We start from the raw sequence: 26111 nt of genomic DNA on the forward strand, positions 1-26111 counted from the left end.
GTATGATAGACAGATTCAGTCATTGGAACAGATTATGAAAATTGTCGCAGATGAAAATCTGGCATTTACCGATTATTTCTTTGCAGAATTTGGCGATATTCAGCATCGTGCAGGAAGAACTCTCACTGCGGAAGATGTAAAAGATGCAGAGGCTTTATTGGTCCGTTCCGTGACCAAAGTCAATGCAGCACTTGTACAGGACAGTCAGATTAAATTTGTCGGCAGTGCTACTATTGGTACAGATCATTTGGACATTGCTGCACTAGAACAACAGAACATCCGCTGGAGCAATGCACCTGGCTGTAATGCACAGGCGGTGGCTGAATATGTGATTACGGCTCTATTATATTTACAACCCCAATTGATCAATGCAAATAAAGAATTCACCTTGGGCATTGTCGGTCTAGGAAATGTCGGTTCACGTTTAGCAACAATGGTCAAACTGCTGGGCTGGAATGTGATTGCCTACGATCCGTTTGTACAGCGCGATCAGGTTCATCAGGTTGAATTTGAAGAACTGCTAAAGAACGCAGATGCTATTTCCATTCATGTACCTTTAACCAAAACAGGTCAGCATCCGACTTATCATTTGATTAATGCTGCTGCACTTAGACAAATGAAGCCTGAAGCCATTTTAATTAATTCGGCGCGTGGGCCAATTGTTGAAGAAGCGGCGCTAATTGCTGATATTCAGGCAACTCAACGTCAGGTTGTACTGGATGTCTTTGAGCATGAACCGGAAATTTCTGAACAGCTACTGAATCTGATTACTTTGGTGACACCGCATATTGCAGGTTATAGTCTGGAAGGTAAGGCACGCGGTACTCAAATGATTTACGAGGCATTTTGCCAGACTTTCGGCTTTGAAATTAAAAAGCAGTTTGAAAGTCAGCTGCCTGTTTGTGAACAGTTTTTCCAGAACCAGGATTTAAAACTGGCGCTGCAACAGCATTTATCCCAGATCTATGATATTGCCCGTGATGATGCCAATCTGCGTGCCTGTTTAAAAGATGGCAAAGTCGATCAGAAAGCATTTGATCATTTACGCAAGACTTATCCTTTACGCCGTGAATGGGCCGCTCATGGAGGGCCAAAGGCATGAGTCAAACTGTATCTTATCAACCGACCTGCGACTTAAAAGCCATTAAAGCGCGTGCCAACATGTATGCCCAGCTCCGTCAGTTTTTTGCTGAACGTGAAGTACTGGAAGTAGAAACACCGATTTTATCTCAGGCTGGTGTGACCGATGTGCATCTGGCTTCGATTCAGGCCCAGCGTCATGTCATGGGTAAATTGAGCACACATTATTTACAGACGTCACCTGAATTTGCCATGAAACGTTTATTGGCCAGCGGTAGTGGGCCAATTTACCAGATCTGTAAAGTGTTTCGGGATGATGAACACGGCCGCAAGCACAATAGTGAATTCAGCATGCTGGAATGGTATCGTCCGGCCTTTAGTCTGAAAGATCTGATGTTTGAAGTGACGGATCTGTTAAATGTGACGCTTAAGGCCCGTTTTGGGGAAATCCGTCCCACTGTACTCAGCTATAAACATGCCTTTATGGATCGCCTGGATCTCAATCCTTTACAGGCCACTTTGCAGCAACTCAAAGATTGCTGTCGCCGGGTAGGTCTCAATCTGGACTTGGGGGATGACCGTTTAGGGTATATCGACCTTTTATTCTCGCATATGGTCGAGCCAAGCCTGGGTTTCGATACGGCTGTATTTCTGACAGATTTCCCACCGGAACTGGCATCATTGGCTAAAACCAGAATCGATGAAGATGGGGAACTGGTTGCGGCCCGTTTCGAGTTGTATATCGAAGGGCTGGAACTGGCCAATGCTTATGATGAGCTGATTGATGCTGAAGTTTTGCGTTCCCGCTTTGAAGCAGATAATGCAGAACGGGCAGTGCTTGGCTTGCATGTCATGCCGATTGATGAGTATTTGCTGGCGGCATTGCCACAAATGCCGGAATGTTCAGGTATTGCCCTGGGTCTTGATCGCTTGCTGATGATTGCAACCAATCAGATGAAATTGGAAAAAGTGATTACTTTCCCTGCTGAAATTTCATAAATTAAATCCACGATTGATCAGCTGGTTATGACTGGCTGATCATTCCAGATGCTTGCGAAATCCAATACTGTAACTGTCAAATCCCAGTCCTTGATAAAAGGCATGCGCAGGATAGCGTTCTTCGCGATTTCCGCTGTTGAGCTGAATCATCTTGAAGCCTTGCTCTTTTGCAATCTGTTCAATAGCAGCCATTAATTGCTTGCCTATACCTTTTCCACGATAGGCCTGATCAATTACAAAAACCTGAATCCTTAAATATCCACCGTCAAATTCCCAGGTGTATTCCTGAATAAAACCGGCATAGCCGATCACATGTGAATCCTGTTCTATAATCAGTGTCTGATAATGACTGTTTTGATGGAGATGCTCCCAACGCTGTTTGATCTTTTCCAGCGTAGAGGGATAGCCAAGCTGAATCGTGAGTTGATGAACGTCATGCAGGTCTTTTTCAAGATCCAGTTGACGGATGAGATAAGTCATTAGACATGTTCTTAGCTAAAAATAATATCAATCATAATCAATATTTACTGTGCTTAAGTGTTGCAAGTACACGGTAGCTTCAAAGAATTACTGCTATTTATATAGAAAATCGAGATGAGTGAGATTTGAGATATTAAAAAGGCTCCCGAAGGAGCCTGATGTTTAAAGTATGGCACTATGCTGTTCTTTCAGTTCTGCCAAAGCCGCAATCCGTCTTTCAATCAGCATTTCACCAATATCCGGACCTTGAATCTCTGGAGGCAAGTCTTGTGCTTTAATGCTACGTACGACCTGCATGGCATCCAGCACATATTGAGCCTGAGGATAAGCACGATTTTCCAGACCCAAGCGACCGCGAGAGTCACATTCACAGGCCTGTACAAACGCTTCAACACGTTCAGGACGACGCAATACATCCAGACGCTGTAATAAACGCCATAAAGTGCCAGGTTTTAAGTTAAAAGCCTGGTGACATTTTAAGTGTTCTTTACAAACTGCCAATGCCAGCTGTTTGGTATGAGTTGGAACTCTTAAACGTTCACATAGCTCATTTACCGGTTTGATCCCACGTTCTTCATGCATGATATGGCGTGGCAATTCTTCAACAGGGGTTAATGCCTTACCCAGGTCATGAACCAGAACTGCAAAACGAACATCCAGACTATAATTTTGGCGGCAGGCTTGCTGTAAAGACATCATGGTATGAATACCACAGTCAATTTCCGGATGATATTCAGGACGTTGCGGAATGCCATATAAGGCATCCAGTTCCGGGAACAGCACTTTTAAAGCACCACAACTACGTAATACTTCAAAATACACATCTGCATCCTGTTCCATCAGTGCGCGTGTGGTTTCTTTCCAGACCCGCTCAGGTGTCAATGCATTAAGCTCGCCCGATTCCGCCAGCTGCTTCATCAGCACCAACGTTTCTTCTGCAATGCTAAAACCCTGATGTTGATAACGCGCAGCAAAGCGGGCAATCCTTAAAACACGTAAAGGATCTTCGACAAAAGCTTCTGATACATGACGCAGTACACGATCAGCCAGATCTTTTTGACCGCCATAAGGATCATAAATCTTACCTGAATCATCCATGGCCATGGCGTTGATGGTCAGGTCACGGCGGATCAGATCCTCTTCCAAGGTAACACTAATATCGGTATAAAATTCGAAACCATGATAACCATAGCCAGACTTGCGTTCGGTACGTGCCAGAGCATATTCGTCTTTGGTTTCAGGATGAAGAAAAACAGGGAAGTCCTTGCCAACAGGTTGAAAACCTTTAGCAAGCAATTGTTCCGGCGTCGCGCCGACAACCACATAATCTTTTTCGTGATAGGGGTGTCCAAGTAAATGATCCCGAACTGCACCGCCTACTAAATAAACTTGCATGAAAAAACCTCTATTCTTACAAGCATCATGCTACAGAATAGAGGTTTTCTCAAGTCAAGAAGTTACGCTGATGCGTACATTCTTTAAAGCGCGTTTTTTTCTGCTTCCTGAATTTCAGCGACAGTTAACGCAGTCATATTCACTACGCGACGAGTCGTTGCAGTTGGTGTCAGGATATGAACAGGTTTCGCAGCACCAAGCAGGATAGGACCAATGGTCACGTTATTACCTGAAGTTGCTTTTAACAGGTTAAACGAAATATTGGCTGCATCCAGATTTGGCATGATCAGCAAGTTTGCAGAACCTTTGAAACGAGAGTTCGGGAATGCAAACTGACGGATATTTTCGTCCAGTGCTGCATCACCATGCATTTCACCTTCAACTTCAAGCTCAGGTGCAGTTTCAGAAAGGATTTCATATACACGGCGCATTTTTTGTGCGCTGGCATCGTGCTGGTCTGAACCGAAGCTAGAGTGAGAAAGTAGGGCAACACGTGGAGTAATACCGAAACGACGTACTTCTTCAGCAGCCAGAATCGTCATCTCAGCAAGCTGTTCAGCCGTTGGATTACGGTTGATGTAGGTATCCGCGATAAACAGGTTGCGCTCTTCAAGCATTAATGCGTTTAAGGTGAAGAAGGTATTATGGCCATCCTGTTTGCCGATGACATTGCTGACAAAGTCCAGATGGATGTCATAGCTTGAGTAAGTACCACATAACATACCGTCCGCCATGCCATGACGAACCAGCATCGCAGCGATCAGGGTAGAACGGCGACGCGCTTCACGGTGTGCATATTCAGGCGTTACACCTTTGCGTTGCATCAGGTTGTAATAGTCGTCTGCAAATTTTTCGTAATCTGGGTTCTTTTCCTGATCCACGATAGTGATATTCACACCATCTTCAAGACGTAAGCCTAATTTCTTGATATTGGCTTCGATGACTGCTGGACGACCTACCAGAATCGGTTTTGCCAAGCCTTCATCCACTGCAATTTGTGCAGCACGAAGTACACGCAGGTCTTCACCTTCTGCATAAGCGATACGTTTAGGATCTGTTTTAGCTTGTGCAAAGATTGGTTTCATCATGAAGGCTGAGTTGTAAACAAACTCAGACAGACGTTGACGATATGCCGAGAAATCCTGAATCGGACGAGTCGCCACGCCAGAATCCATTGCAGCTTGTGCAACTGCAGGCGCAATTTCCAGAATCAGGCGTTGATCCAGTGGACCAGGAATCAGGTAATCACGGCCGAAAGAAGCTGATTTTTCGCCATAAGATGCAGCATCTGCTTCTACGTGTGCCATACGTGCAATCGCGTGTACGCAGGCAATTTTCATTTCTTCATTAATGGTGGTGGCACCAACGTCTAATGCACCGCGGAAGATGTAAGGGAAGCACAGTGCATTGTTTACCTGGTTCGGATAGTCAGAACGGCCAGTCGCCATGATGACGTCATCACGAATTTCGTGTGCATGTTCAGGCAGAATTTCTGGATCCGGGTTCGCCAAGGCAAAGATAATTGGATCTTTGGCCATCAGTTTCACCATTTCTTTGGTGAGAATACCGGCTGCAGAAAGACCCAGGAACATGTCTGCACCTGCAATCACGTCACCGATCTGAGAGGCATCAATGTCTTGTACATATGCTTTTTTAGATTCGTCCAGACCTTCACGTTTAGTTGTTAATAGACCACGTGAGTCAGCAACGATGATATTTTCTTTTTTCGCGCCAAGGGCACAAAGCAAGTTCAAGCAAGACAGGGCAGCAGCGCCGGCACCTGAAGCAATGATCTTGATTTCATCAATTTTTTTGCCGTTTAATTGCAAAGCATTCAGAAGAGCAGAACCTACAATGATTGAAGTACCATGCTGGTCATCGTGGAACACAGGGATTTTCATGCGTTCACGAAGTTTCTGTTCAATATAGAAACATTCTGGAGCCTTAATGTCTTCCAGGTTGATCCCGCCAAAAGTGGGCTCTAGAGAAGCGACAATATCAACAATCTTGTCTGGATCATTTTCAGCAATTTCGATATCGAATACATCAACACCCGCAAATTTTTTGAACAGTACGCCTTTACCTTCCATGACCGGTTTAGACGCCAGTGGGCCAATATTACCCAAACCAAGAACTGCTGTACCGTTACTGACCACTGCAACCAGGTTACCGCGTGCGGTATAAAGTGCAGCTGTTGAAGGATCGCGTTCAATCTCAAGACATGGTGCGGCAACGCCAGGCGAGTAAGCAAGGGCTAAGTCACGTTGGTTGACCAATTGTTTGCTTGGTGTAACGCTGATTTTTCCTGGAGTAGGGAATTCGTGATAGTAAAGAGCCTGCTGCTTTAAAGATTGTTCGTCCATCTGTATCTCTATCGTTGTAAAGATTACCCAGAAAGCGGGTAAAAAATTGCATTTATGGCTCTGAATATAACATTTGTTAAGCACTTAGCCCAGTCAAAGTCGACCATTTTTGCGACAATCTTATTCGAGGTAGATATAGACTTAGACTTGATATATATAAGTTTCAGCGACGCGATTCTGTTCTAAATATGCAGTTGCTTCCAGTTCCGGCAATGGCTTGGAGAAGAAGTAGCCTTGGGCAATATCACAATCTAAATCACGCAGATATTGCAGCTGTTCTTCAGTTTCAATACCTTCAGCGACGACAGTCATGCCCATGGCTTTACCCATCGCAACCATGGCGCTGACAATCGCTTCCTGTTTATGTTCGCCAATTTTAGAGACAAAACTGCGGTCAATTTTGAGAATGTCAATAGGAAAATCGGCAAGATAGGACAAAGAAGAATAACCGGTTCCGAAGTCATCCAGCGAGATATTAATCTGGCGCTGCTTGATCTGGTTCAGCAGATTTTTGACAGATTCAGAGTTTTCAATCAGTGAAGATTCAGTAATTTCCAGTTCCAGACTGGTGCCAGAAATCTGGTTTTCGCTAATGGCCTGATCCAGATCATCGAGTAACTGACCACGACGCAGTTGCTGTGCCACGATATTCACAGAGACACAGATATTATGAAAGCCAAGATCATTCCATTCACGAATCTGTTTGGCAGTTTGCTGAATCACCAGACGGCCGATCTCGGAAATCAGGCTGGTCTGTTCGGCTAAAGGAATAAACAAGCTAGGTGGGATGATGCCTTTTTCTGGATGTTTCCAGCGCACTAAAGCTTCAAAGCCATAAATATGCTGGTCATTGAAATTAATTTTCGGCTGATAATAAACTACGAGTTCGCCATTTTGGATGGCTTTACGCAGATCGCGTTCAATGAAAATTCCTTGCTCTAGCAAAGCTGTATTTTCATTGGAGTAAAAATGGATAGTATTCCCGCCTAGATTTTTGGCTTCACTCAGCGCCTGTTCTGCACAGTTATTTAAATAGTCTAACTGACGACCATGATCTGGATAGAAGGCTACACCCATCGACAGGGTAATCACATAATCTTGGCCGAAAATATGGAAAGGAGCCTGGAAAGCTTCAGCAATACGTTGACAATGTTCTTGTACAGAAGGGCGAATATGCGAGATTTCATACAAAATCGCAAAGTCATCGCCATTTAGATGAGCAACAAATAGAGCTTCAGCATTGGTCAGACGTAAGCGTTGTGCCACCTGACGCAACAGCTCATCACCGCCATTATTAGACAGATATTCATTCAATGGACGGAAACGGTCGATATTGAGTCGGATCACCGCCATTTTCTTGATGGAATCTTTTTGTGTCATCAGATACTGATGCAGCTGGTAGTTATAGTAAAAACGGTTTGGCAAATCAGTCAGCGTGTCATAGTTTTCCAGATAAGACAGGCGCTGTTCCTGTAATTTACGCTCAGTCAGATCAGAAACAATGCCGATATAGTGAGTGATACGGCCTTCATCATCGGTAATTGCATTGATATGTAACCAGAGTGGCATCTCTTTGCCAGACAGGAATTTCTCACTCAGTTCGCCATCAAAAGAACCGATTTTCACAACTTGTTTGATGATATTGGAATGAATGCTGCGCTGCTGTGACTTATGACTCGCAGTAATATCAAATAGATATTTACCCAAGATGTCATTACGTTCAAAACCGGACAAATTTTCGAAATAAGGGTTCACTTCGATATAACGTAATTCATCATTTAGGATGAAGATCCCTTCAGCTGCTTGCTCAATTACACTGGCTGCCAGTTTCAGGCGTTCTTGAGAACTACGTTCCTGTTGAATATCACGCAAAATTCCCACCATGCGTAAAGGACGGTGAGTTTCGGGATCGCGACTGATCACCCGACCTACATCATGTACCCAACTCCAGACTCCCGGCGCTTGCTGAATCCGGTAAGTTACTTCATAGCGCTCAGTTTTCCCACGCAGATGCTGTTTCATATTGCTTTTGAATGCAGCCAGATCATCGGGATGAATCATATGTTGTAACTGCAAATGATGCTCACTGGATTTCCGTTGTACCTTCTCATCTTTATGATTGGTCAGCAAAATACTGCGGTCTTTGATATTCCAGTCCCATGGACGGATGCCGGCGATTTCATGGGTCAGCTCAAGGTTTTGCTGCTGGTTTTTCAGATCAATATTAATCTGTCCGATATCATAAGTACGTTCACGAACTTTCTGTTCCAGTAACTGATTGCTGAGCTGTAGCTCCAGTTCGATATCTTTTGATTTATTGACTTCAGTCTGTAACTGTTTGCACAGTTCATCCGTCCAGGCGACCTGCTGTTCGGCATTATTCACCAGCAATTCATTTTCTGCATAAAGGCGGGAAGTACGGGTATGAATACGATAGGTACTATTGGCACAGAGCAGGATCACAATGACTGCAAAATTTAAGGCTAGACCAAAGACTGGATTGGCACCTGAGATATGAAAAAATTGAAAGAGTAAAAAGGGTACCAATGAAGGCAAAAATACCAGTGAAAAATAACTGAGCTTCTGGGTTAAATAAGTCAGACCGAAAGCTTGAGTCACGATTAATAGCAAGGCTGATAGAGTCAGTGCTTCTATTTCATCAAACTTAATATTGGCCTGCGGCAAGTAATAATAAATCAGGGAAATACCGGAAGCGATACAGCAACCTACCGCAAGGCTCTGAATTTGTAACCAGTAATGCGCATTTTTTAGTTGATATTGTTCAGGCTTAAAATACAGGGTATTGATGAGCCAGCACATGCTGACGGTAATTTCAGTCAGGATAAACCAGAGATTAAAATAACTATTCGATAAGCTATATTGAATGTGATAAACACAGAAAATATAGAGGCAAATAATCATGATACTTAACAGAAAATATCGGCTATGTCGAAGCGTGTTCGCAATCTGAGCACGATGCAAGTGCTCTTTGATATAAGCCTCTTGATTATCAATCATATAATTAAGTGCCTTGTATTCGTCCTGAACGGTTTTTATCCTAGATTTTAATTTTTATTCAAGCCTGAATGATTCTTAAATCAATCAATATGTGTTTCATTATTATTGACTCAAGAGTAGAGTGCTTATAAATAAAAATCAATAAAATTAATAACTAAATTTTACAATTTTGACCGCTTAAATAGTGTAATTCAAAATTGAGAGAGCAACGACAGGAGCAGTTTCGGTACGCAGGACACGTTCACCAATACACCAATTGACAAAGCCTTGCGCATTCGCCGCTAGGATTTCTGCTTCACTCAAGCCGCCTTCAGGGCCAATCAGCAAGGCAATATCCGGCGTGGCATTCACCAGAACATCAATTTCTTCTTTATTTGGCGCTAGCACCAGTTTGGTAGTAGGAAGATCAGTTTCCAGCCATTTTTCAAGTGACATTGGCGCTAAAATTTTAGGAACAATATTCATTCCACACTGTTCGCAAGCGGCAATCGCCACACCTTGCCAATGATCCAGTTTTTTCTGGTCGCGGTCGTATTTCAGGCGCATCTCACAGCGTTCAGAGGTTAAAAGCTGAATTTCAGATACACCCAGTTCGACCGCTTTCTGGATCGCATAATCCATGCGGTCACCTTTACTCATGACTTGGCCAAGCAAGGCTTTAAATTTTGGTGTGCGATCAGTAGGGTTATAACTATTGACCTGTACAGCAGCCGACTTTTTGGAAACTTCAACCAGTTCAACTTCATATTCGCCACCTTGTCCATTGAACAGGGTGGCTTTTTCGCCGACTTGAGCACGTAAAACTTTAACCCAATGATGAAACACTGTTTCAGTCAGTTCTACAGTGGTATCTACTGCTAAATCAGCTTCAATAAAAAAACGTGGCATTAAAGTTTTACTCTCAAATCAGGTATTTTACTTATGCAAGACCGAGGTCTTTAACAAGTTGACGGGTTGGATCAGTGGTATTCATGGTGTAGAAATGCAGGCTTGGTGCACCGCCAGCAATCAGGCGTTCGCAGAATTTCACCACAACTTCATGACCAAAGGCTTTGATACTTGCAGTGTCATCACCATAAGTTGCTAGTTGCTTGCGAATCCAGCGTGGAATTTCAGCACCTGTACCATCTGCGAAGCGAATCAGGTTGCTGGCATTGGTAATTGGCATGATACCTGGCGCTACTGGAATATCAATGCCAGCTTTCTGGATACGTTCTACAAAGTAGAAATAAGCATCCGGATTAAAGAAGAATTGCGTTAATGCCGCATTGGCACCTGCATTTACCTTATCCACAAAGTGCTGAATATCTTTATCAAAGCTGTCTGCTTGTGGATGCATTTCAGGATAAGCGGCAACTTCAATATGGAAGTGGTCACCTGAATGTTCACGGATAAAGCGAACCAGATCCTGTGCATAAGGCAATTCACCCAGGCCCACCTGACCAGATGGCAAGTCACCACGCAGCGCGACAATACGGTTAATTCCTTGTGCCTTATACAAATCAAGCAGTTCAGCGATACGCGCTTTGTCATCACCGATACAAGACAGGTGAGGGGCAACGGGGGTACCTTTACCATTAAAGTCATTGATCGTAGATAAAGTACGTTCGCGTGTTGAACCACCCGCGCCATACGTCACAGAAAAGAATTCTGGGTTCAGCAGTTGTAGTTCTTGATGTACGGTTTTAAGTTTTTCTGCACCCGCATCGGTTTTGGTCGGGAAAAACTCAAAAGAAATTGGAATCTGTTTAGACATGTTCAAATCCTTTTTATAAATACTTTTTAATTAGTTTGACCTCTCCTAAATCCTCTCCTGGAAGGAGAGGACTTACCCTCGATGACATACATTTGGTAATGAATGTTCCCTCTCTTGCGCTGAGCTTCAAAGCAGTGCTTGAAGCACGCTCAGGAGAGGGCCGGGGTGAGGTGGAAATCAAAAATTAGTATTTATAAGCATCAGACTTGAATGGACCTTCAACAGGTACACCTAGGTAGTCTGCCTGTTCTGGAGTCAATTGAGTCAGAACACCACCGAAACCGGCAACCATTGCAGCAGCAACTTCTTCGTCTAATTTCTTAGGAAGCAGTTCTACACGAATCGCTGCTTGTTTTTGATCTTCTGGAAGATCCGCAAATTTCTCAGCGAACAAGTGCATTTGACCTAGAACCTGGTTTGCAAAAGAACCGTCCATCACACGTGATGGGTGACCAGTTGCATTACCCAGGTTTACCAGACGACCTTCAGAAAGCAGGATCAGGTAATCATTTTCATTTTCTGAACGATATACTTGGTGTACTTGAGGTTTCACTTCAACCCATTTATAACTACGTAGGTAGTTGGTATCGATTTCAGTGTCGAAGTGACCGATGTTACAAACTACTGCACCAGCTTTCAGTGTATCCAACATTGCAGCGTCACATACGTGGTAGTTACCAGTGGTAGTCACGATCAGGTCGGTATTTTGAAGAAGATCAACGTTCACATCTTCTTTTTTGCCAGTTTGAACGCCGTTTTTGTATGGAGAAACCACTTCATAACCGTCCATGCATGCTTGCATCGCACAGATTGGATCGATTTCAGATACACGTACGATCATGCCTTCTTGACGAAGAGACTGAGCAGAACCTTTACCTACGTCACCATAGCCGATCACTAACGCACGACGGCCAGAAAGCAGCATGTCAGTTGCACGTTTGATCGCATCATTTAGAGAGTGACGGCAACCGTATTTGTTATCGTTTTTAGACTTGGTTACTGAATCGTTGACGTTAATCGCTGGAACTTTCAGAGAGCCATCTTTCCACATTTCCAGAAGACGCGCTACACCTGTAGTGGTTTCTTCAGTAATACCGTGGATTTTTGCAATCAGTTCAGGATATTTTTCGTGAACAACAGCTGTCAAGTCACCACCATCATCCAGAATCATGTTGGCATCCCAAGGTTTGCCGTTCACATTGATCTGTTGCTCAAGACACCACATGTATTCTTCTTCTGTTTCGCCTTTCCATGCAAATACAGGAATACCACGTGCAGCGATTGCAGCAGCAGCATGGTCTTGAGTAGAAAAGATGTTACAAGAAGTCCAACGAACTTCAGCGCCTAATTCAACCAGAGTTTCAATTAAAACCGCAGTTTGAATAGTCATGTGGATACAGCCAAGAATTTTGGCACCAGCTAGCGGTTTAGCAGCTGAGTAGCGTTTACGCAGACCCATTAGGGCTGGCATTTCAGCTTCTGCAAGTTTGATTTCTTTACGGCCGTAGTCAGCTAGGGAAATATCAGCAACTTTATAATCTGTAAATGAAGCATTAACCGCGTTCATCACGATCTCCTTATAAAAAAACAATAATTGATCATTCAGTTCGCGGATGCCGTTGTTGGTCTGTCTAGAAAAAGTTGGACCGATCGTCGAGCCTGGCGCTTTTACATTTCGTACCTGTAAAACGTCGCAGCATCCCTCGACTAGCGAGGTATTGTACTTGGAAATTAATTTGGTTCCAATCCGAAATTGTTTATTATCTGACTAATAATAAAATTTTGAAAATATTTTGAGAAATATCCTGATATTTGAAAACTGAAATAAAGTTTTATTCTCGTAAAAAAGCCCATCATCTGACGGGCTTGTTATTTATTCTATGTCCTGCTCAATTTCATCTGCTTTCTTAGTCCAGTAATCTGCCTGTATGTCATCAGCGGCCACACCAAGACCATTGGCATAAATAAAGGCAAGATCACGCATGGCTTGAACTTCACCCCATTCAGCTGCTTGCTTTACAAGAGCGATAGATTTTTCAACATCTTTTTCGACCACATCACCACGACGGTAAAAACCAGCCAGTTCTAAAGTCGCTGCAGGGTGTTTTTCGAAATTGGCTTTACTCAACCAGTAATAGGCTAACTCAAAGTGAGCTTTAGAATCTTCTGGGTCTTCCTCAGCGATTTCTTTGGCATAAACCGTATAACCCTCACCGAGCCAGTACATGGCTTCAACCCAGCCACCATTGGCTGCTTTCAATGCCCACTCTTCGGCCAGCATGATGTCTTCGTCATGCTCGCTTTGCATATAGAGCTCGGCAAGCTCAAATTGGGCTTCGGCATTGCCTGCCAGTGCGCGGTTTGCCAGCGTGGCAGGGGGAGAAACACGCTCAGTCATGTCAGTATCTCAAATATATTTGTATTTAGATTAAAAGGTTCAAAATAAAAAAGCCAATCCGAAAACTGGCTTTTGTATAAAAGTCGACTGAAAGCGCTTAAAACACGCAAACTAAGCTATTTGTTTAGGAGAATAACAATAAAATGAATAGAAAGAGAGCAAGAATAAATTTAAATAGTTTTCAATGATTCAGAAAGCAAAACAGCGGCCCGAAAGCCGCTGTTGATATACGATTAATGAGATAAGAATTTAGTCTTGCTGGATTCCTGCAACCACCCAATCTTGTTGAGAACCGGCAGGTTTGACAAAGTGCCAGATTTCAGCAAACGGTTGAGGTTGGCTATTCAAGTCTTCACTTACAGTACCAGTGAAGCGTACGCTTACTACGTATTGACCATTCTCATTCGATGAATCCACAACCATTGCATTCAGGTTAGAGAACTCAGCTACGTCCTGATCCTGATTTGCCATAATATCGTTATACATCGACTGGTAAAGATCAGGGGTCAGGTAACGTTTAATTTCTGAAATGTTGCTCGCCGTATTCATTGACTGAATGTGGTTGAAGCGCTGACGTGCAACACGTAAGAAAGTCGCAGGTTCTGTTCCATCTGGAAGCTGGTTGCCGCTATTAGTATAGGCTGCACCAAATGGCGCGTTATTTACCGGAGCTGAACCAAACGGAGCATTTGTACTTGGTGTGCTACCACCCACGTTCTGACCAAAAATATTGGTGTTGTCACCACCGCGAGGAGGTGTCTGACCAAATGGTGCTGAATGACCAGCACCACTATTTGGAGCGTATGGATTAGAAGCTACTTTTTTTTTTGCGCCCATCTTACGGAAAATGAAGAAGGCAACAGCGGCAGCAAGCAAGATCCAGATCCAGCCAGGAATACCACCTTTTTCCTCTTGTTGCTGTTGAGCTGCTTGAGCTTCAGAAGCTGCTTGTACTTCTTTGTCATCAGCCAGCGCATTGGCAGCAACTGCACCCACTGCAGCACCTGCTACACCGGCAGCAACCATACTACCTACACCTGGACCAGATCTTTGCTGAGTTGCAGCACCAGCGGCTGGAGCCTGTTGTGCTGGCGCAGCTTGACGAGGTTGTTGATAAGATTGAGTAGGCGCAGCAGAACGTTGCATACCATGGCTTTTACCGCCACCGGCACGTTTTGCTTCAGCAGTTAAAGGAGCAACCAGTAATGCTGCTGTTAAAAGACCTGCAACCAAACCACGCTGTCGAACTTCCATTCAATTTTCCTATGTGAAAAAAACTTATTTGAATACTCTATTTATATAGGCTTTATAGGGGATTTCAATCAAAAATGTGTATTTTTTTAGGCTTTTCGCAAGATTTATCAATTAAAACTAATTGAGTTCGTCACTTAGGCTCATTGCTTCACTCAGGGCTTCATGCAATCGGGCTACAGCAATGACCTGCACGCCGGGAATCGGTTTTTGCGGTGCATTGGCACGCGGCAAAATAATATATTTAAAACCGTGTTTAACGGCTTCCTTCAGACGCTCCTGACCATTCGGCACCGGACGAATTTCACCAGAAAGACCAACCTCACCAAAAACAGCGAGTTGCTGAGGCAAGGCTTTAGTCCGAATACTGGATGCACAGGCTAAAAGTACAGCCAGGTCAGAACCAGTTTCGGTAATCTTTAAACCACCGACGATATTGACATAGACATCCTGACCGGATGTTTGTACGCCACCATGACGATGCATTACAGCCAGTAGCATATTCAGACGGTTTTGTTCTAGACCTAAGGCTACACGGCGTGGCTGACCATGGGCATCATCGACCAAAGCCTGAACTTCAACCAAAAGTGGGCGAGTCCCTTCACGGCTGATCATAACGATGGAACCTGGAATCGCTTCATCATAACGACTGAGGAAAATGGCAGATGGATTGGCGACTTCACGCAGACCTTTATCGGTCATGCCAAAGACGCCAAGTTCATTGACTGCACCGAAACGGTTTTTGACTGCGCGGATCATACGGTAACGAGAATCCGACTGGCCTTCAAAATACAGCACACAGTCCACCATATGTTCCAGTACACGCGGACCTGCTAAGGCACCTTCTTTAGTCACATGACCGACAATAAACAGGGCAGTGCCGCTATTTTTGGCGAAACGGGTCAGTAGGGCTGCAGATTCACGAATCTGTGACACACCACCTGGTGCAGACTGCAAGGTTTCGGTATATAAAGTCTGAATCGAGTCCAAAATCGCAACAGCAGGACGTTCCTGTGCAAGCACCTCGCAAATGCGCTCCACACAGGTTTCTGCCATGACTTTCAGTTGGTTAGTTGGTAAGTCCAGACGCTGGGCGCGTAATGCCACCTGAGATAAAGATTCTTCACCTGTCACATACAGGGCAGAGCTATTGCCTGCTGCCATATGGGTTGCGGTTTGCAATAGGATAGTTGACTTACCAATCCCCGGGTCACCACCAATCAGCACCACAGAACCTGTAACGAGACCACCGCCTAAGACTCGGTCAAACTCACCAATCCCGGTTTGCAACCGGGTTTCATGTGAAACGGAGACTTTGTTTAAGGTGGTAATCGCTGCTGCCTGACCGGCATAACCTCCAATTTTTGGCTGAGCACGATGTGTCGTTGCAGGCGCAATACTGACTTCTACCAGACTGTTCCATTCCCCACATTCAGAACACTGACCCGCCCATTTAGGATGGTCTGCTCCACATTGTTCACAACGATACACACTTTTTGCTTTAGCCATAATTTCCGAAAATAAATATTGGGAATGGGGGCTACAGCATAGCGGTGAATGAGACTGAAAACCAAGACCTTTGGCTGAAAAAGTCAGTGATTTACGTCAGCATATGACGCATATGAATTTACCTTTCTACATGAAAGTGAAATACCTTCTATAATGAGAAAATTCATCACGGGTACAGGAATCCTGACATGCCACAACTTTTAAAACATATCGATGCGATCGCACGTGAAAAAGACCGTGATGTATTATTTGTACATTTTGAAAATTACGAACATGAAAATGCAGATGCTGAGTCCTATCATTTGCGGCAGAACCTAGTGGAATGGCTGGAGCAACGCCAAATTAACTTTGCACCCTGTATGGGGATAGAACAGCCTGGCGTAATTGAAAGTTATTCAGGTGATCTTTATATCGATGTGCCATTTGATGAAGCCCATCCGGTTTACCAAATGGTCAGTGAACATCTGGAAGATGCCGAAGGGGAGATGAAGATTCCGGGAGTGCTGTTCTTTGTATTATCTCTAGAAACTGCGCTGGAAATTGAAGCAGACCGTGAAGAGTTCTTAAATCTAAATCAAGCTCATGATGATGACGATGAATTTTCTGGCCGTGTGAACTGATATTTTTAGCAAACTTAAATAATAAAAAAGCCACGATGAACGTGGCCTTTTTATTAAGGGTTTTAAATTTGATTAATACAGTTCACCTGATTTACGGCGAGCAATAAAATCTTTGGATTCTTTCGCGATCACTCCAGACAGTAGTAACAGGCCGATCAAGTTTGGAATCGCCATCAAACCGTTGAAGGTATCTGCAAACAGCCAGACCAGATCTAGTGTCGCGACACAGCCAATAAATACTGACAGGATATAGATGATGCGATAAGGGAATACAAATTTCTCACCGAGCAGATAAGTGGCACATTTTTCCCCGTAGTAGCTCCAGCCTAAAATGGTGGAATAGGCGAAGAAGATAATGCCGAAGGTCACAATCCAGCCACCAACACCTGGCAGCAGTTTGTTAAATGTAGAAACGGTCAGAACAGCACCGGTTTGTCCACCAAAATCACTGCCGGCCATGATGAAGCCCATCACTAGGACAATACCGGTAATCGAACAGACAATAATCGTGTCAATAAAGGTTCCGGTCATGGAAACCAAGCCTTGACGTGCAGGGTGATCGGTTTTTGCAGCAGCTGCGGCAATCGGTGCTGAACCCATACCAGCTTCATTTGAGAATACACCACGCGCGACACCATAACGAATCGCCGCACCAATCGCACCACCTACGGCAGCTTCACCAGTAAAAGCATAGGTGAAAATCATTTTTAGTGCAGGACCCACTAAATCGAGATGGGTGAAAATAATGATCAGACCGCCCGCCACATAACCAATCGCCATAATTGGAACGATGAAGGAAGCAGCTCTAGAAATCCACTTAATCCCGCCTAGAATTACCAGTGCAGAAAACGCAGTGATCACGATCCCTGTAACCCAGGTTTCCAGACCGAAACCATTTTCTACCGCGAGTGCAACAGTGTTGGACTGAACTGAACTACCAATTCCGAAAGATGCGACAGCACCAAAGAACGCAAAAATCAGCGCCAGCCATTTCCATTTCAGGCCACGCTCAATGTAATACATTGGACCGCCAGACATTTCACCGCGTTCATTTTTAACCCGGTATTTGACGGCCAGTACACCTTCGCCATATTTGGTTGCCATTCCGAACAGGGCAGTCATCCACATCCAGAATACGGCCCCAGGACCACCCAGTACACAGGCAGTTGCGACACCGGCAATATTACCGGTACCGATGGTAGCTGACAGTGCGGTCATGAGTGAGCCAAACTGGGAAATATCGCCTTCATGCGAAGGGTGTTTGCCAAAAACCTGTTTAAAGGCCAGTGGCAACATGCGGAACTGCCAGAACAGCAGGCGGAAGGTCAGGAATATACCGGTACCGACAATGAGGACCAGCATATATGGGCCCCAGACCCAGCCACTGACGGTTTCCATGATGCTTTGTAAATTTTGCATAAATTTCTTCTTATTTATCCGTGTCAGCTTTATTTGAGATGTTGATTGAAAAGCAATTGCTATGCCATGCGCGCTCATCCTAAACGCGAATATTGGCGGATTTGTATTCTATTTTTTACATAGTTTCAGCGCTTTGACAAGAAAAATCCTGTATTCATTGCGCCTTAAAACTAAGACTAAAGATAAATGAATATTGATATAAGAAAAATAAATTAACTTGCAAGATTAGTTGGAAAATACAAATGATGCGAATTTTCTTTTTGTATTCCGGGTTTTTTACGTTAATTTGTCGCGATTAAAACTCAAAGTTGAAATGAAATAATGTCAGAAAAATATAGTCACTCATCATCGGAAGATGGTGAGCTACAGCGTAGTTTATCCAATCGGCACCTGCAGTTAATTGCCATTGGGGGTGCGATTGGCACCGGCCTGTTTATGGGTTCAGGTAAAACCATTAGCCTGGCAGGACCATCCATTCTGGTGATCTATATGATCATCGGTTTTATGGTGTTTCTAGTCATGCGCGCGTTGGGTGAATTACTGTTATCCAATCTGCAATATAAATCTTTCATCGATTTTGCCACCGATCTGATCGGGCCATGGGCAGGTTATTTTGTCGGCTGGACCTACTGGTTATGCTGGATCACGATTGGTATCGCGGATCTGTCAGCCATTATCTATTACCTGCAATTCTTTAATAACGGTCTGCCATTTACTCCGGGTGAAGGCGTGTTGATCAGTATTGCCTCTATTGTCTTTATTATGGGCTTGAACCTGGCAACCGTGAAACTGTTTGGTGAAATGGAATTCTGGTTTGCTTTGATCAAGATTATCGCCATTATTGTTTTGATTGGTGTGGGTTTGTGGATGATCTTTACTGGCTTTACTAATGATGCAGGTACGGTCGCTTCATTTGCCCATATCTGGGATCATGGCGGTTTATTCCCGACAGGAACTATGGGTTTCCTGGCTGGTTTCCAGATTGCGATTTTCGCCTTTGTAGGTGTAGAGCTGGTTGGTACTACGGCTGCTGAAACCAAAGATCCAGAGCGTAACTTGCCGAAAGCGGTGAACTCGATTCCGATCCGTATTATTATTTTCTATGTGCTGGCTCTGATCATTGTGATGTCAGTAACACCATGGGATCAGATCAATCCAAATGTTTCTCCGTTTGTGAATCTGTTCAGTCAAGCAGGTATTGCGGCGGCCGCGATCATCATGAACCTGGTGGTGTTGTCATCAGTAATGTCATCGATGAACAGTGGGGTGTTCTCAACCAGCCGTATGCTGTTTGGTTTGTCTCGTGAAGAACAGGCACCGAAAGCATTTGGTCGTTTGAATTCGCGCGCCGTTCCAGCGAATGCTTTGTATTTCTCAGCGATCTGTTTATTGCTCGGTGCAGCATTACAATACTTCGTGCCGAATACGGTTGAAGCATTTACCTTAGCAACAACTTTGTCGACTATTCTGTTTATCTGTGTATGGCTGATCATTATCTGGAGCTACATGATCTATTACCGTACCCGTCCGGAATTGCATGCTAAATCCATATTCAAGTTGCCTGGTGGGTTGGTGACTTGCTGGATCGTGATTATTTTCTTTGTCGGCATGATTGGTGTGTTGTCGCTGGAAGATGATACCCGTCGTGCCTTGATGGTCAGCCCGGTGTGGTTCATTTTGCTGATTATTGGATATTTAGGCTTATATAAACAGAAACATAAATAATCCATATCAATAAAAACGTCAGCGATCTGCTGGCGTTTTTTTATGTCTGAATATACTCTCTAGCGTTTAGCGCTTTGGTCATACGGATGATCGCGTTATACTTCATCGAAAATACTCATATAGGTGGTCAGATGCGTCAGGTCATTTGCTACATCAGTTTAATTACAGTCGGTTTTGCCTTGGTCGGTTGTGGTCAGTCGGGAGCTTTACATCTTCCAAATGATCCAAACTACGATAAACGTGCCAAGTATTTACTCTATAAAAATACTGAATCTGCACCGCAAGTATCAGATGAACAACAGGATGCGCCGGTCAAGCAGCAATTTGAAGCGCCCGCTGAATCCGATTCAACACCATCTCCTTAAGACTTTCAGAGAAAGGATACATTCATGAGTTTCACCCGCATTAATGGGGTATTGCATGCTGAGCAATGTTCACTGCAACAGCTCGCAGAGCAATTTGGCACACCACTTTATGTTTATTCAAAAGCAACTTTTGAAAAGCATTATCTGGATATGGACCGTGCTTTTAGCTTTATCGATCATCAAATCTGTTTTGCGGTAAAGTCAAACTCTAATCTTGCGGTATTGAATGTATTGGCCAAGCAGGGTGCTGGTTTCGATATCGTGACTGGTGGTGAACTGGCTCGTGTCTTGAAAGCCGGTGGTGAGCCTTCAAAAATCGTATTCTCAGGCCTGGGTAAATCTGAAGCAGATATCAAGAAAGCGCTGGAAGTCGGCATTGCCTGCTTTAATGTGGAATCTTATGCCGAGCTGGATCGTATTCAGAAAGTAGCTGCGGAACTTGGTAAAAAAGCACCTATTTCACTGCGTGTTAATCCGGATGTTGATGCCAAGACTCATCCATATATTTCCACTGGTTTAAAAGAAAACAAATTTGGTATTCCATCAGATAGCGTATTTGATACCTATGCTTATGCAGCATCATTGCCAAATCTTGAAGTGGTCGGGATTGACTGTCATATCGGTTCGCAGTTGACTGAAACTCAGCCGTTTGTTGATGCGCTGGATCGTGTCATTGTGATGATCGACAAGCTGAAAGACATGGGCATCAACCTGAAACACATCGATATTGGTGGTGGTCTGGGTGTGACATATAAAGATGAAACACCCCCATCGGTTGAAGAATATGCCAATGCCATGCGTCCGGCTTTAGAAAAACTGGGCCTGAAAGTTTATATGGAGCCGGGTCGTAGTATCTCTGCCAATGCAGGTGTTTTACTGACCAAAGTGGATCTGCTGAAACCAACCAATCACCGTAACTTTGCCATCATTGATGCCGCGATGAATGACCTGATTCGTCCAGCTTTATATGAAGCATGGATGGATATTCAGTCTGTGACACCGCGTACAGATGTGGAAACAAAAGAATGGGATGTGGTGGGCGCGATCTGTGAAACAGGCGATTTCCTGGGCAAAGAACGCGAGCTTGCCATTAAAGAAAATGATGTACTAGCAGTTCTTGGGGCTGGTGCATATGGTTTCGTAATGAGTTCAAACTATAACAGTCGTGGCCGTGCTGCTGAAGTGATGGTGGATGGTGATCAGGCGCATCTGATTCGTGAGCGTGAAACGGTTGAATCACTTTGGGAACGTGAGCGTTTATTGCCTTAAGGAGACTGAATAATGTTGCTTGAATTTACCAAGATGCATGGCCTGGGCAATGATTTTATGGTGGTAGACCTGATTAGCCAGCGTGCTTATCTGGATACTCTCACTATTCAGCGCTTGGCAAATCGTAACTTTGGTGTGGGTTTTGACCAGCTCTTGATTGTTGAACCGCCTGATATTCCAAGTGCAGATTTTAAATACCGTATTTTTAATGCGGATGGTTCTGAAGTTGAGCAGTGCGGTAATGGTGTGCGCTGTTTTGCCCGTTTCGTGCATGAACGTCAATTAACGACTAAAACCAAAATCAAGGTACAGACCAAAGCTGGAATCGTGGAACCTGAACTTGGTGCCAATGGCTGGGTACGAGTGAATATGGGTTATCCAAAATTCCTACCTCAGGAAATTCCATTCGTGGCTGAAGAACCGGAAAATCTGTATGACATCGATCTGGCGGGTGGTGAGAAACTGACGATTGATGTGGTGAATATGGGTAATCCACATGCAGTGACGATTGTTCCGGATGTGTTGACTGCTGATGTGGCTAAAATTGGTCCACAGGTGGAATCTCATGTGCGTTTCCCGGCACGCGTTAATGCTGGATTTATGCAGATCATTGATGAAAAGCATGCTCGTTTACGTGTTTATGAGCGTGGTGTCGGTGAAACACTGGCTTGTGGTACAGGGGCTTGTGCTGCAGCAGTGTCTGGTATGCGCCGCGGTTTGTTATCTAGCAAGGTTGAAATTGAACTTGCGGGTGGTAAATTGCAGATTGAATGGAAAGAAGGTGATGTAGTCTGGATGACAGGTCCAACCGCCAATGTTTATGAAGGTCGACTGGACTTGCGCTACTTCCAGGGTTAATCCCACATTTATTTCTCTAAAAAGCACCGCACATAGTACGGTGCTTTTTTTATGATAGGATGAATTCCATATTTAATTGATATCACAACAGCTCTATGAATCAGCTTGTGTTTTTACCGGGTGCATCAGGCAGCCAAGGCTTTTGGCAGCCGTTGTTAGCTCATTTAAAAACAGATCAATCTACAAAAATATTGACATATCCGGGCTTCGATGGGGTAGAACCAAATTCAACTATTCAAAATCTTCATGATCTGCAGGAACTCATCACAGAGCAGATTGAGGATGATTCGATTCTGGTTGCCCAGTCCATGGGGGGAGTTCTTGCAGTTGGAATTGCACTACATCATCCACAGAAAGTCAAAGGACTGGTGTTACTGGCAACTTCTGGTGGTGTGGATCTATCACAGTTCGGTTGTGCTGACTGGCGGATAGATTATCGCGAGCAGTTTAAGGCTGTTCCTGACTGGTTTTTACAAGATCAAACCGTGTTTAGTCTGGAGCAATTAAGCAATCTTGAGATTCCTGTTCTATTGATCTGGGGTGATCAAGACTCTTTAAGTACCGTTCAGGTGGGGCAATGCTTAATGCAAAATTTGAAACATGCAAACCTGCATATAATTCAAAACGGGGATCATTTCTTTGCGGCGACTCATCCGGTACAGACCGCAGAACTGATTGAAGCCTGGCTGGAGTCAATTGAATGGAGCAAGTAAAGCTTTCTGCAAAAGACTTGCTCGGAATCTGGCTCAAAGAACGTGAGATCCAGAACCAGTCTAAACATACCTTGCAGGCCTATGAACGTGATGTGGCTGATTTTCTGGAGTTCTGCGCAGTACAGCAACTGGCGCTCAATGATGTGGAAGCCACGGATTTACGTCAATTTCTGGCTGAAAAAGTCGAGCAGCACGGATTAAGTTCGAGTAGCTTGCAGCGGATGCTCTCTTCGATTCGCCAGTTCATGAAATGGGCAGAGCAGGCGCAGTATCTGGCATTTAATCCGGCTGATGATTTTCAGTTGAAACGTCAGTCACGTCCTTTGCCGGGTATGGTCGATATTGAAACTGTGAACCAGATTCTGGACCAGCCGGCTCCAGAAACCGAAGCGCAGCAGCAAATGTGGTTGAGAGACAAGGCGATTCTGGAATTACTCTATTCCAGTGGTTTACGTTTGGCAGAAATTCAGAGCTTAAGAATCAAGGATGTTGATTTTAATCGTCAGCTCTTGCGTATTACTGGTAAAGGCAATAAAACCCGGGTAGTGCCTTTTGGTTCAAAAGCCAAAGACAGTCTGATGGAATGGCTAAAAATTTATCCGCTCTGGAATGGTGATTTTGTACCTGACGCGAATGTATTTATCACCCAAAAAGGCAATCCGCTCGGTGCACGGCAAATTGAAAACCGGGTCAAGTTTCAGGCGCAGCGTGCAGGGGTTAATGTTGACCTGCATCCGCATTTATTGCGGCATTGTTTTGCCAGTCATATGCTGTCGAATAGCGGTGATCTTCGTGCCGTTCAGGAAATGTTGGGGCATAGCAATTTGAGTACTACACAAATTTATACTCATATTGATTTTGATCGACTTGCGCAGATTTATGATCAGGCGCATCCGCGGGCACAGCATAAAGAATAGGAAAAATATAAAGTTTTCTTCCGCTTGTCGGATGATTAGGATTCATGGCACAAAACTTTCATGTATCATGCTCAAAATATGACCTGAACAGACTGTTAGAAAGATATTTCACTATTGTCTTATTTTTCAAATGGCTGTTTTCGGATATAAGTATAAATAGTAATCAATTTTTAAAAGAAAATCAGCGATCTCGATACTGGAATTTTTATGGACACAGCAATTATCCCGGATATACAACAAAAGTATGCGCAGTTAAGCCCAGCTCAAAAAGACATGTTCGCGGGTTATGGTTTACGCCAGATCAAACATTTTGTTGAGATTAGCTTGCCCACTATTGAAGCCGTTCTCCCTGAAGGGGCAATTGTGCAAGGGATTAATGCGGAAGGGAAAATACAGGCTTATAATCCTGAGACAGACCAGTATTATCTATGGATTTCTGATCTGCAATGGCAGACCACGCAGCGAGCCAGTAAAGCTGTTGACCTAAAAGAAGATGCGCTCGAAATCTGGAATATTTTTGATCTGAAGTCTTATGAACTGATTGAACTGAGTCATGTGCATCGTGACTTTCTGCAAGTTTAATGAACATGAAGGATGACTAAGGTCATCCTTTTTTATTGCTAAAATATTTTATAAGTCATCCAAGGGTAACTGAAAACTTTGCTTGATAATCTGGCTGGGTAAATCTGTTTTGACACTGGTAATGCCATTTTTCTTGGTCAAATGTGTGGACTGGAATTTGCGGTAACTTTCCAGATCAGGCACCACAACTTTTAACATCGCATCACATTCACCCAGAATGATATAGCACTCCATCACTTGAGGCAGTTCTTTCATCGCCTCGATAAAAGTATCAATGGTTTCTGCATCCTGACCGACCAGCCAGATCCGTGAAAATAGAATCAGTTGAAAACCAATTTTCTGTGAATCAACGATGGTGGTGTAATTCTGGATCACGCCCGCATCTTCAAGCAATTTCACTCGACGCAGACAGGAAGAAGGGGATAGTCCAATTTCACGTGCCAGATCGTTGTTCTGAATACGACCATTGGCTTGCAAGTGATGAATGATATTTTTATCAATTCGATCAAGTTTTACTCGCACAGACTTGGAAGATATTTTCATAAATTAGAATATAATTCGAAAAATAATACTTATTATAAAATAAATTGAAAGCCTATTTTGTAAAAATTCGCAGATACTAATTTCACTTTCCGAAGATTCAAAGGAAAAAGGAAATGTCTGTATTTGCACTTTTTGCACTGACCGTGCTCCCCCTGATTTTTACACCTGGACCAGATATGCTGTTTATCCTGTCTCAAGTGATGGGTAAAGATGCAAAAGCAGGCATGATGGCAACCATCGGGATCTGTTCAGGCTATCTGGTACATTCCATTTTGGTAGCATTAGGAATCGCAGCGATTATCGTCTCTTTTCCGGTATTGTTTGAGGCGATTCGCTGGTTGGGTATTGCTTATTTGCTTTATCTGGCTTGTAGTCTGTTGAAATCAGTATTTAGTAAAAATTCAATGAAAATTGAGAAAAAGACCACTGCTAATCCAGTGAAAAAAGGCTTCTTTACGGCCTTACTCAATCCTAAAGGCATGCTGATCTATTTTGCGATCTTGCCGCAGTTTATCGATAAAAGCGGAAATACTGTAAGCCAAGGCTTAATTCTCTCTTTTATTTTTATCGGCATGATTTTCATTGTTTATTGTGCTCTCAGCATTCTGTTCAGCAGAATTATCCGCAATACACAAATTGATGAGCGTAAACAGAAATGGGTTGATGGCACCTCAGGTGGTTTACTTGCCCTTGCTGCAAGCTGGTTAATTATTAATTAAGCAATGGCGTATTTTAAAAAAGCATACTGCTCCCGGTATGCTTTTTTTATATTTATAGATTGATGACAACCCGATTTTTAGACCTGCCAACAAAATAAAGCGGAGTAAATTGAGCAGATATGCAGAATAAAT

Annotated in this window: 23 protein-coding genes; 11 read left to right on the forward strand and 12 right to left on the reverse strand. The window is 43.7% G+C overall.

The genetic code is table 11. The annotated features are described in order from the left end of the window. Nucleotides 1-34: 34 nt before the first annotated feature. Together FTU46_RS04210 and epmA are read left to right on the forward strand one after the other, a co-directional pair. The gene (locus FTU46_RS04210; protein WP_180104409.1) at nt 35-1102 is read left to right on the forward strand and encodes a 4-phosphoerythronate dehydrogenase; all 1068 of its coding nucleotides are present in this window, start codon (nt 35-37) and stop codon (nt 1100-1102) included. Next, entirely contained in the window at nt 1099-2079 is a 981-nt protein-coding gene (gene epmA / locus FTU46_RS04215) for an EF-P lysine aminoacylase EpmA (protein WP_180104410.1), read from the forward strand. The genes FTU46_RS04210 and epmA overlap by 4 nt, the downstream gene beginning before the upstream one ends. Nucleotides 2080-2118: 39 nt before the next feature. Here the strand turns inward: epmA and FTU46_RS04220 are convergent, their stop codons facing one another. The 10 genes from FTU46_RS04220 to radA all read right to left on the reverse strand — a co-directional run bounded on the left by FTU46_RS04220 (nt 2119) and on the right by radA (nt 16249). Further along, complete coding sequence (locus tag FTU46_RS04220) at nt 2119-2559, reverse strand: GNAT family N-acetyltransferase (RefSeq protein ID WP_180104411.1); 441 nt, start codon at nt 2557-2559, stop codon at nt 2119-2121. A gap of 162 nt (nt 2560-2721) precedes the next feature. Continuing rightward, nucleotides 2722-3954: a multifunctional CCA addition/repair protein gene (locus tag FTU46_RS04225; RefSeq protein ID WP_180104412.1), complete on the reverse strand. Its 1233-nt coding sequence runs from the start codon at nt 3952-3954 to the stop codon at nt 2722-2724. An 83-nt stretch (nt 3955-4037) separates the two neighbouring features. Continuing rightward, a complete protein-coding gene (locus FTU46_RS04230; protein WP_005236761.1) occupies nt 4038-6317 on the reverse strand; it encodes an NADP-dependent malic enzyme in 2280 nt (759 codons plus the stop codon). Nucleotides 6318-6458: 141 nt separating this feature from the next. Continuing rightward, nucleotides 6459-9335 carry a bifunctional diguanylate cyclase/phosphodiesterase gene (locus FTU46_RS04235; RefSeq protein WP_180104413.1) on the reverse strand — a complete coding sequence of 959 codons (2877 nt, stop codon included), beginning with the start codon at nt 9333-9335 and terminating at the stop codon, nt 6459-6461. A 177-nt stretch (nt 9336-9512) separates the two neighbouring features. Further along, the gene (locus FTU46_RS04240; protein WP_180010634.1) at nt 9513-10223 is read right to left on the reverse strand and encodes a 16S rRNA (uracil(1498)-N(3))-methyltransferase; all 711 of its coding nucleotides are present in this window, start codon (nt 10221-10223) and stop codon (nt 9513-9515) included. Nucleotides 10224-10254: 31 nt separating this feature from the next. Then, nucleotides 10255-11091, reverse strand: coding sequence for a methylenetetrahydrofolate reductase [NAD(P)H] (gene metF / locus FTU46_RS04245; protein ID WP_005236747.1), 837 nt, complete (start codon nt 11089-11091; stop codon nt 10255-10257). A gap of 184 nt (nt 11092-11275) precedes the next feature. Next, the gene (gene ahcY / locus FTU46_RS04250; protein WP_180002089.1) at nt 11276-12658 is read right to left on the reverse strand and encodes an adenosylhomocysteinase; all 1383 of its coding nucleotides are present in this window, start codon (nt 12656-12658) and stop codon (nt 11276-11278) included. Nucleotides 12659-12964: 306 nt separating this feature from the next. Continuing rightward, nucleotides 12965-13489, reverse strand: coding sequence for a tetratricopeptide repeat protein (locus tag FTU46_RS04255; RefSeq protein WP_179992793.1), 525 nt, complete (start codon nt 13487-13489; stop codon nt 12965-12967). Nucleotides 13490-13738: 249 nt separating this feature from the next. Then, on the reverse strand, nt 13739-14743 hold the full coding sequence (locus FTU46_RS04260) for a Tim44 domain-containing protein (RefSeq protein WP_180104414.1): 1005 nt from the start codon (nt 14741-14743) through the stop codon (nt 13739-13741). A gap of 117 nt (nt 14744-14860) precedes the next feature. Further along, entirely contained in the window at nt 14861-16249 is a 1389-nt protein-coding gene (radA, locus tag FTU46_RS04265) for a DNA repair protein RadA (RefSeq protein WP_180053137.1), read from the reverse strand. 188 nt (nt 16250-16437) lie between these two features. On the opposite strand from radA, the gene FTU46_RS04270 reads away from it, so the two are divergent. Beyond that, complete coding sequence (locus FTU46_RS04270) at nt 16438-16869, forward strand: hypothetical protein (RefSeq protein ID WP_179992791.1); 432 nt, start codon at nt 16438-16440, stop codon at nt 16867-16869. 72 nt (nt 16870-16941) lie between these two features. Here the strand turns inward: FTU46_RS04270 and FTU46_RS04275 are convergent, their stop codons facing one another. Beyond that, nucleotides 16942-18288 (reverse strand): sodium:alanine symporter family protein, encoded by a 1347-nt coding sequence (locus FTU46_RS04275; protein ID WP_180104415.1) that lies wholly within the window; start codon nt 18286-18288, stop codon nt 16942-16944. A 321-nt stretch (nt 18289-18609) separates the two neighbouring features. Between FTU46_RS04275 and FTU46_RS04280 the strand changes: the two genes are divergently transcribed. The 7 genes from FTU46_RS04280 to FTU46_RS04310 all read left to right on the forward strand — a co-directional run bounded on the left by FTU46_RS04280 (nt 18610) and on the right by FTU46_RS04310 (nt 24717). Continuing rightward, on the forward strand, nt 18610-20013 hold the full coding sequence (locus FTU46_RS04280; RefSeq protein ID WP_159124419.1) for an amino acid permease: 1404 nt from the start codon (nt 18610-18612) through the stop codon (nt 20011-20013). Between the two features lie 131 nt (nt 20014-20144). After that, nucleotides 20145-20378 (forward strand): lipoprotein, encoded by a 234-nt coding sequence (locus FTU46_RS04285; RefSeq protein ID WP_005236736.1) that lies wholly within the window; start codon nt 20145-20147, stop codon nt 20376-20378. 24 nt (nt 20379-20402) lie between these two features. Continuing rightward, nucleotides 20403-21647, forward strand: a complete 1245-nt coding sequence (lysA, locus tag FTU46_RS04290) for a diaminopimelate decarboxylase (protein WP_180104416.1) — start codon at nt 20403-20405, stop codon at nt 21645-21647. 12 nt (nt 21648-21659) lie between these two features. Next, nucleotides 21660-22505, forward strand: a complete 846-nt coding sequence (gene dapF, locus FTU46_RS04295) for a diaminopimelate epimerase (protein ID WP_004784684.1) — start codon at nt 21660-21662, stop codon at nt 22503-22505. Between the two features lie 95 nt (nt 22506-22600). Then, entirely contained in the window at nt 22601-23218 is a 618-nt protein-coding gene (locus tag FTU46_RS04300; RefSeq protein ID WP_180002084.1) for an alpha/beta fold hydrolase, read from the forward strand. 26 nt (nt 23219-23244) lie between these two features. Then, a complete protein-coding gene (gene xerA / locus FTU46_RS04305) occupies nt 23245-24135 on the forward strand; it encodes a site-specific tyrosine recombinase/integron integrase (protein WP_171069894.1) in 891 nt (296 codons plus the stop codon). A gap of 207 nt (nt 24136-24342) precedes the next feature. Beyond that, the gene (locus FTU46_RS04310) at nt 24343-24717 is read left to right on the forward strand and encodes a hypothetical protein (RefSeq protein WP_180002083.1); all 375 of its coding nucleotides are present in this window, start codon (nt 24343-24345) and stop codon (nt 24715-24717) included. Nucleotides 24718-24765: 48 nt separating this feature from the next. Here FTU46_RS04310 and FTU46_RS04315 read toward each other — a convergent pair whose 3' ends face one another. Continuing rightward, nucleotides 24766-25260 carry an Lrp/AsnC family transcriptional regulator gene (locus tag FTU46_RS04315; protein ID WP_005236726.1) on the reverse strand — a complete coding sequence of 165 codons (495 nt, stop codon included), beginning with the start codon at nt 25258-25260 and terminating at the stop codon, nt 24766-24768. Between the two features lie 113 nt (nt 25261-25373). Here FTU46_RS04315 and FTU46_RS04320 point away from each other — a divergent pair, with 113 nt between their 5' ends. Further along, nucleotides 25374-25979, forward strand: a complete 606-nt coding sequence (locus FTU46_RS04320) for a LysE family translocator (protein ID WP_180104417.1) — start codon at nt 25374-25376, stop codon at nt 25977-25979. Nucleotides 25980-26111 lie beyond the last annotated feature (132 nt).

The sequence above is a fragment of the Acinetobacter sp. YH12108 genome, assembly GCF_013419055.1.
Taxonomy (GTDB): domain Bacteria; phylum Pseudomonadota; class Gammaproteobacteria; order Pseudomonadales; family Moraxellaceae; genus Acinetobacter.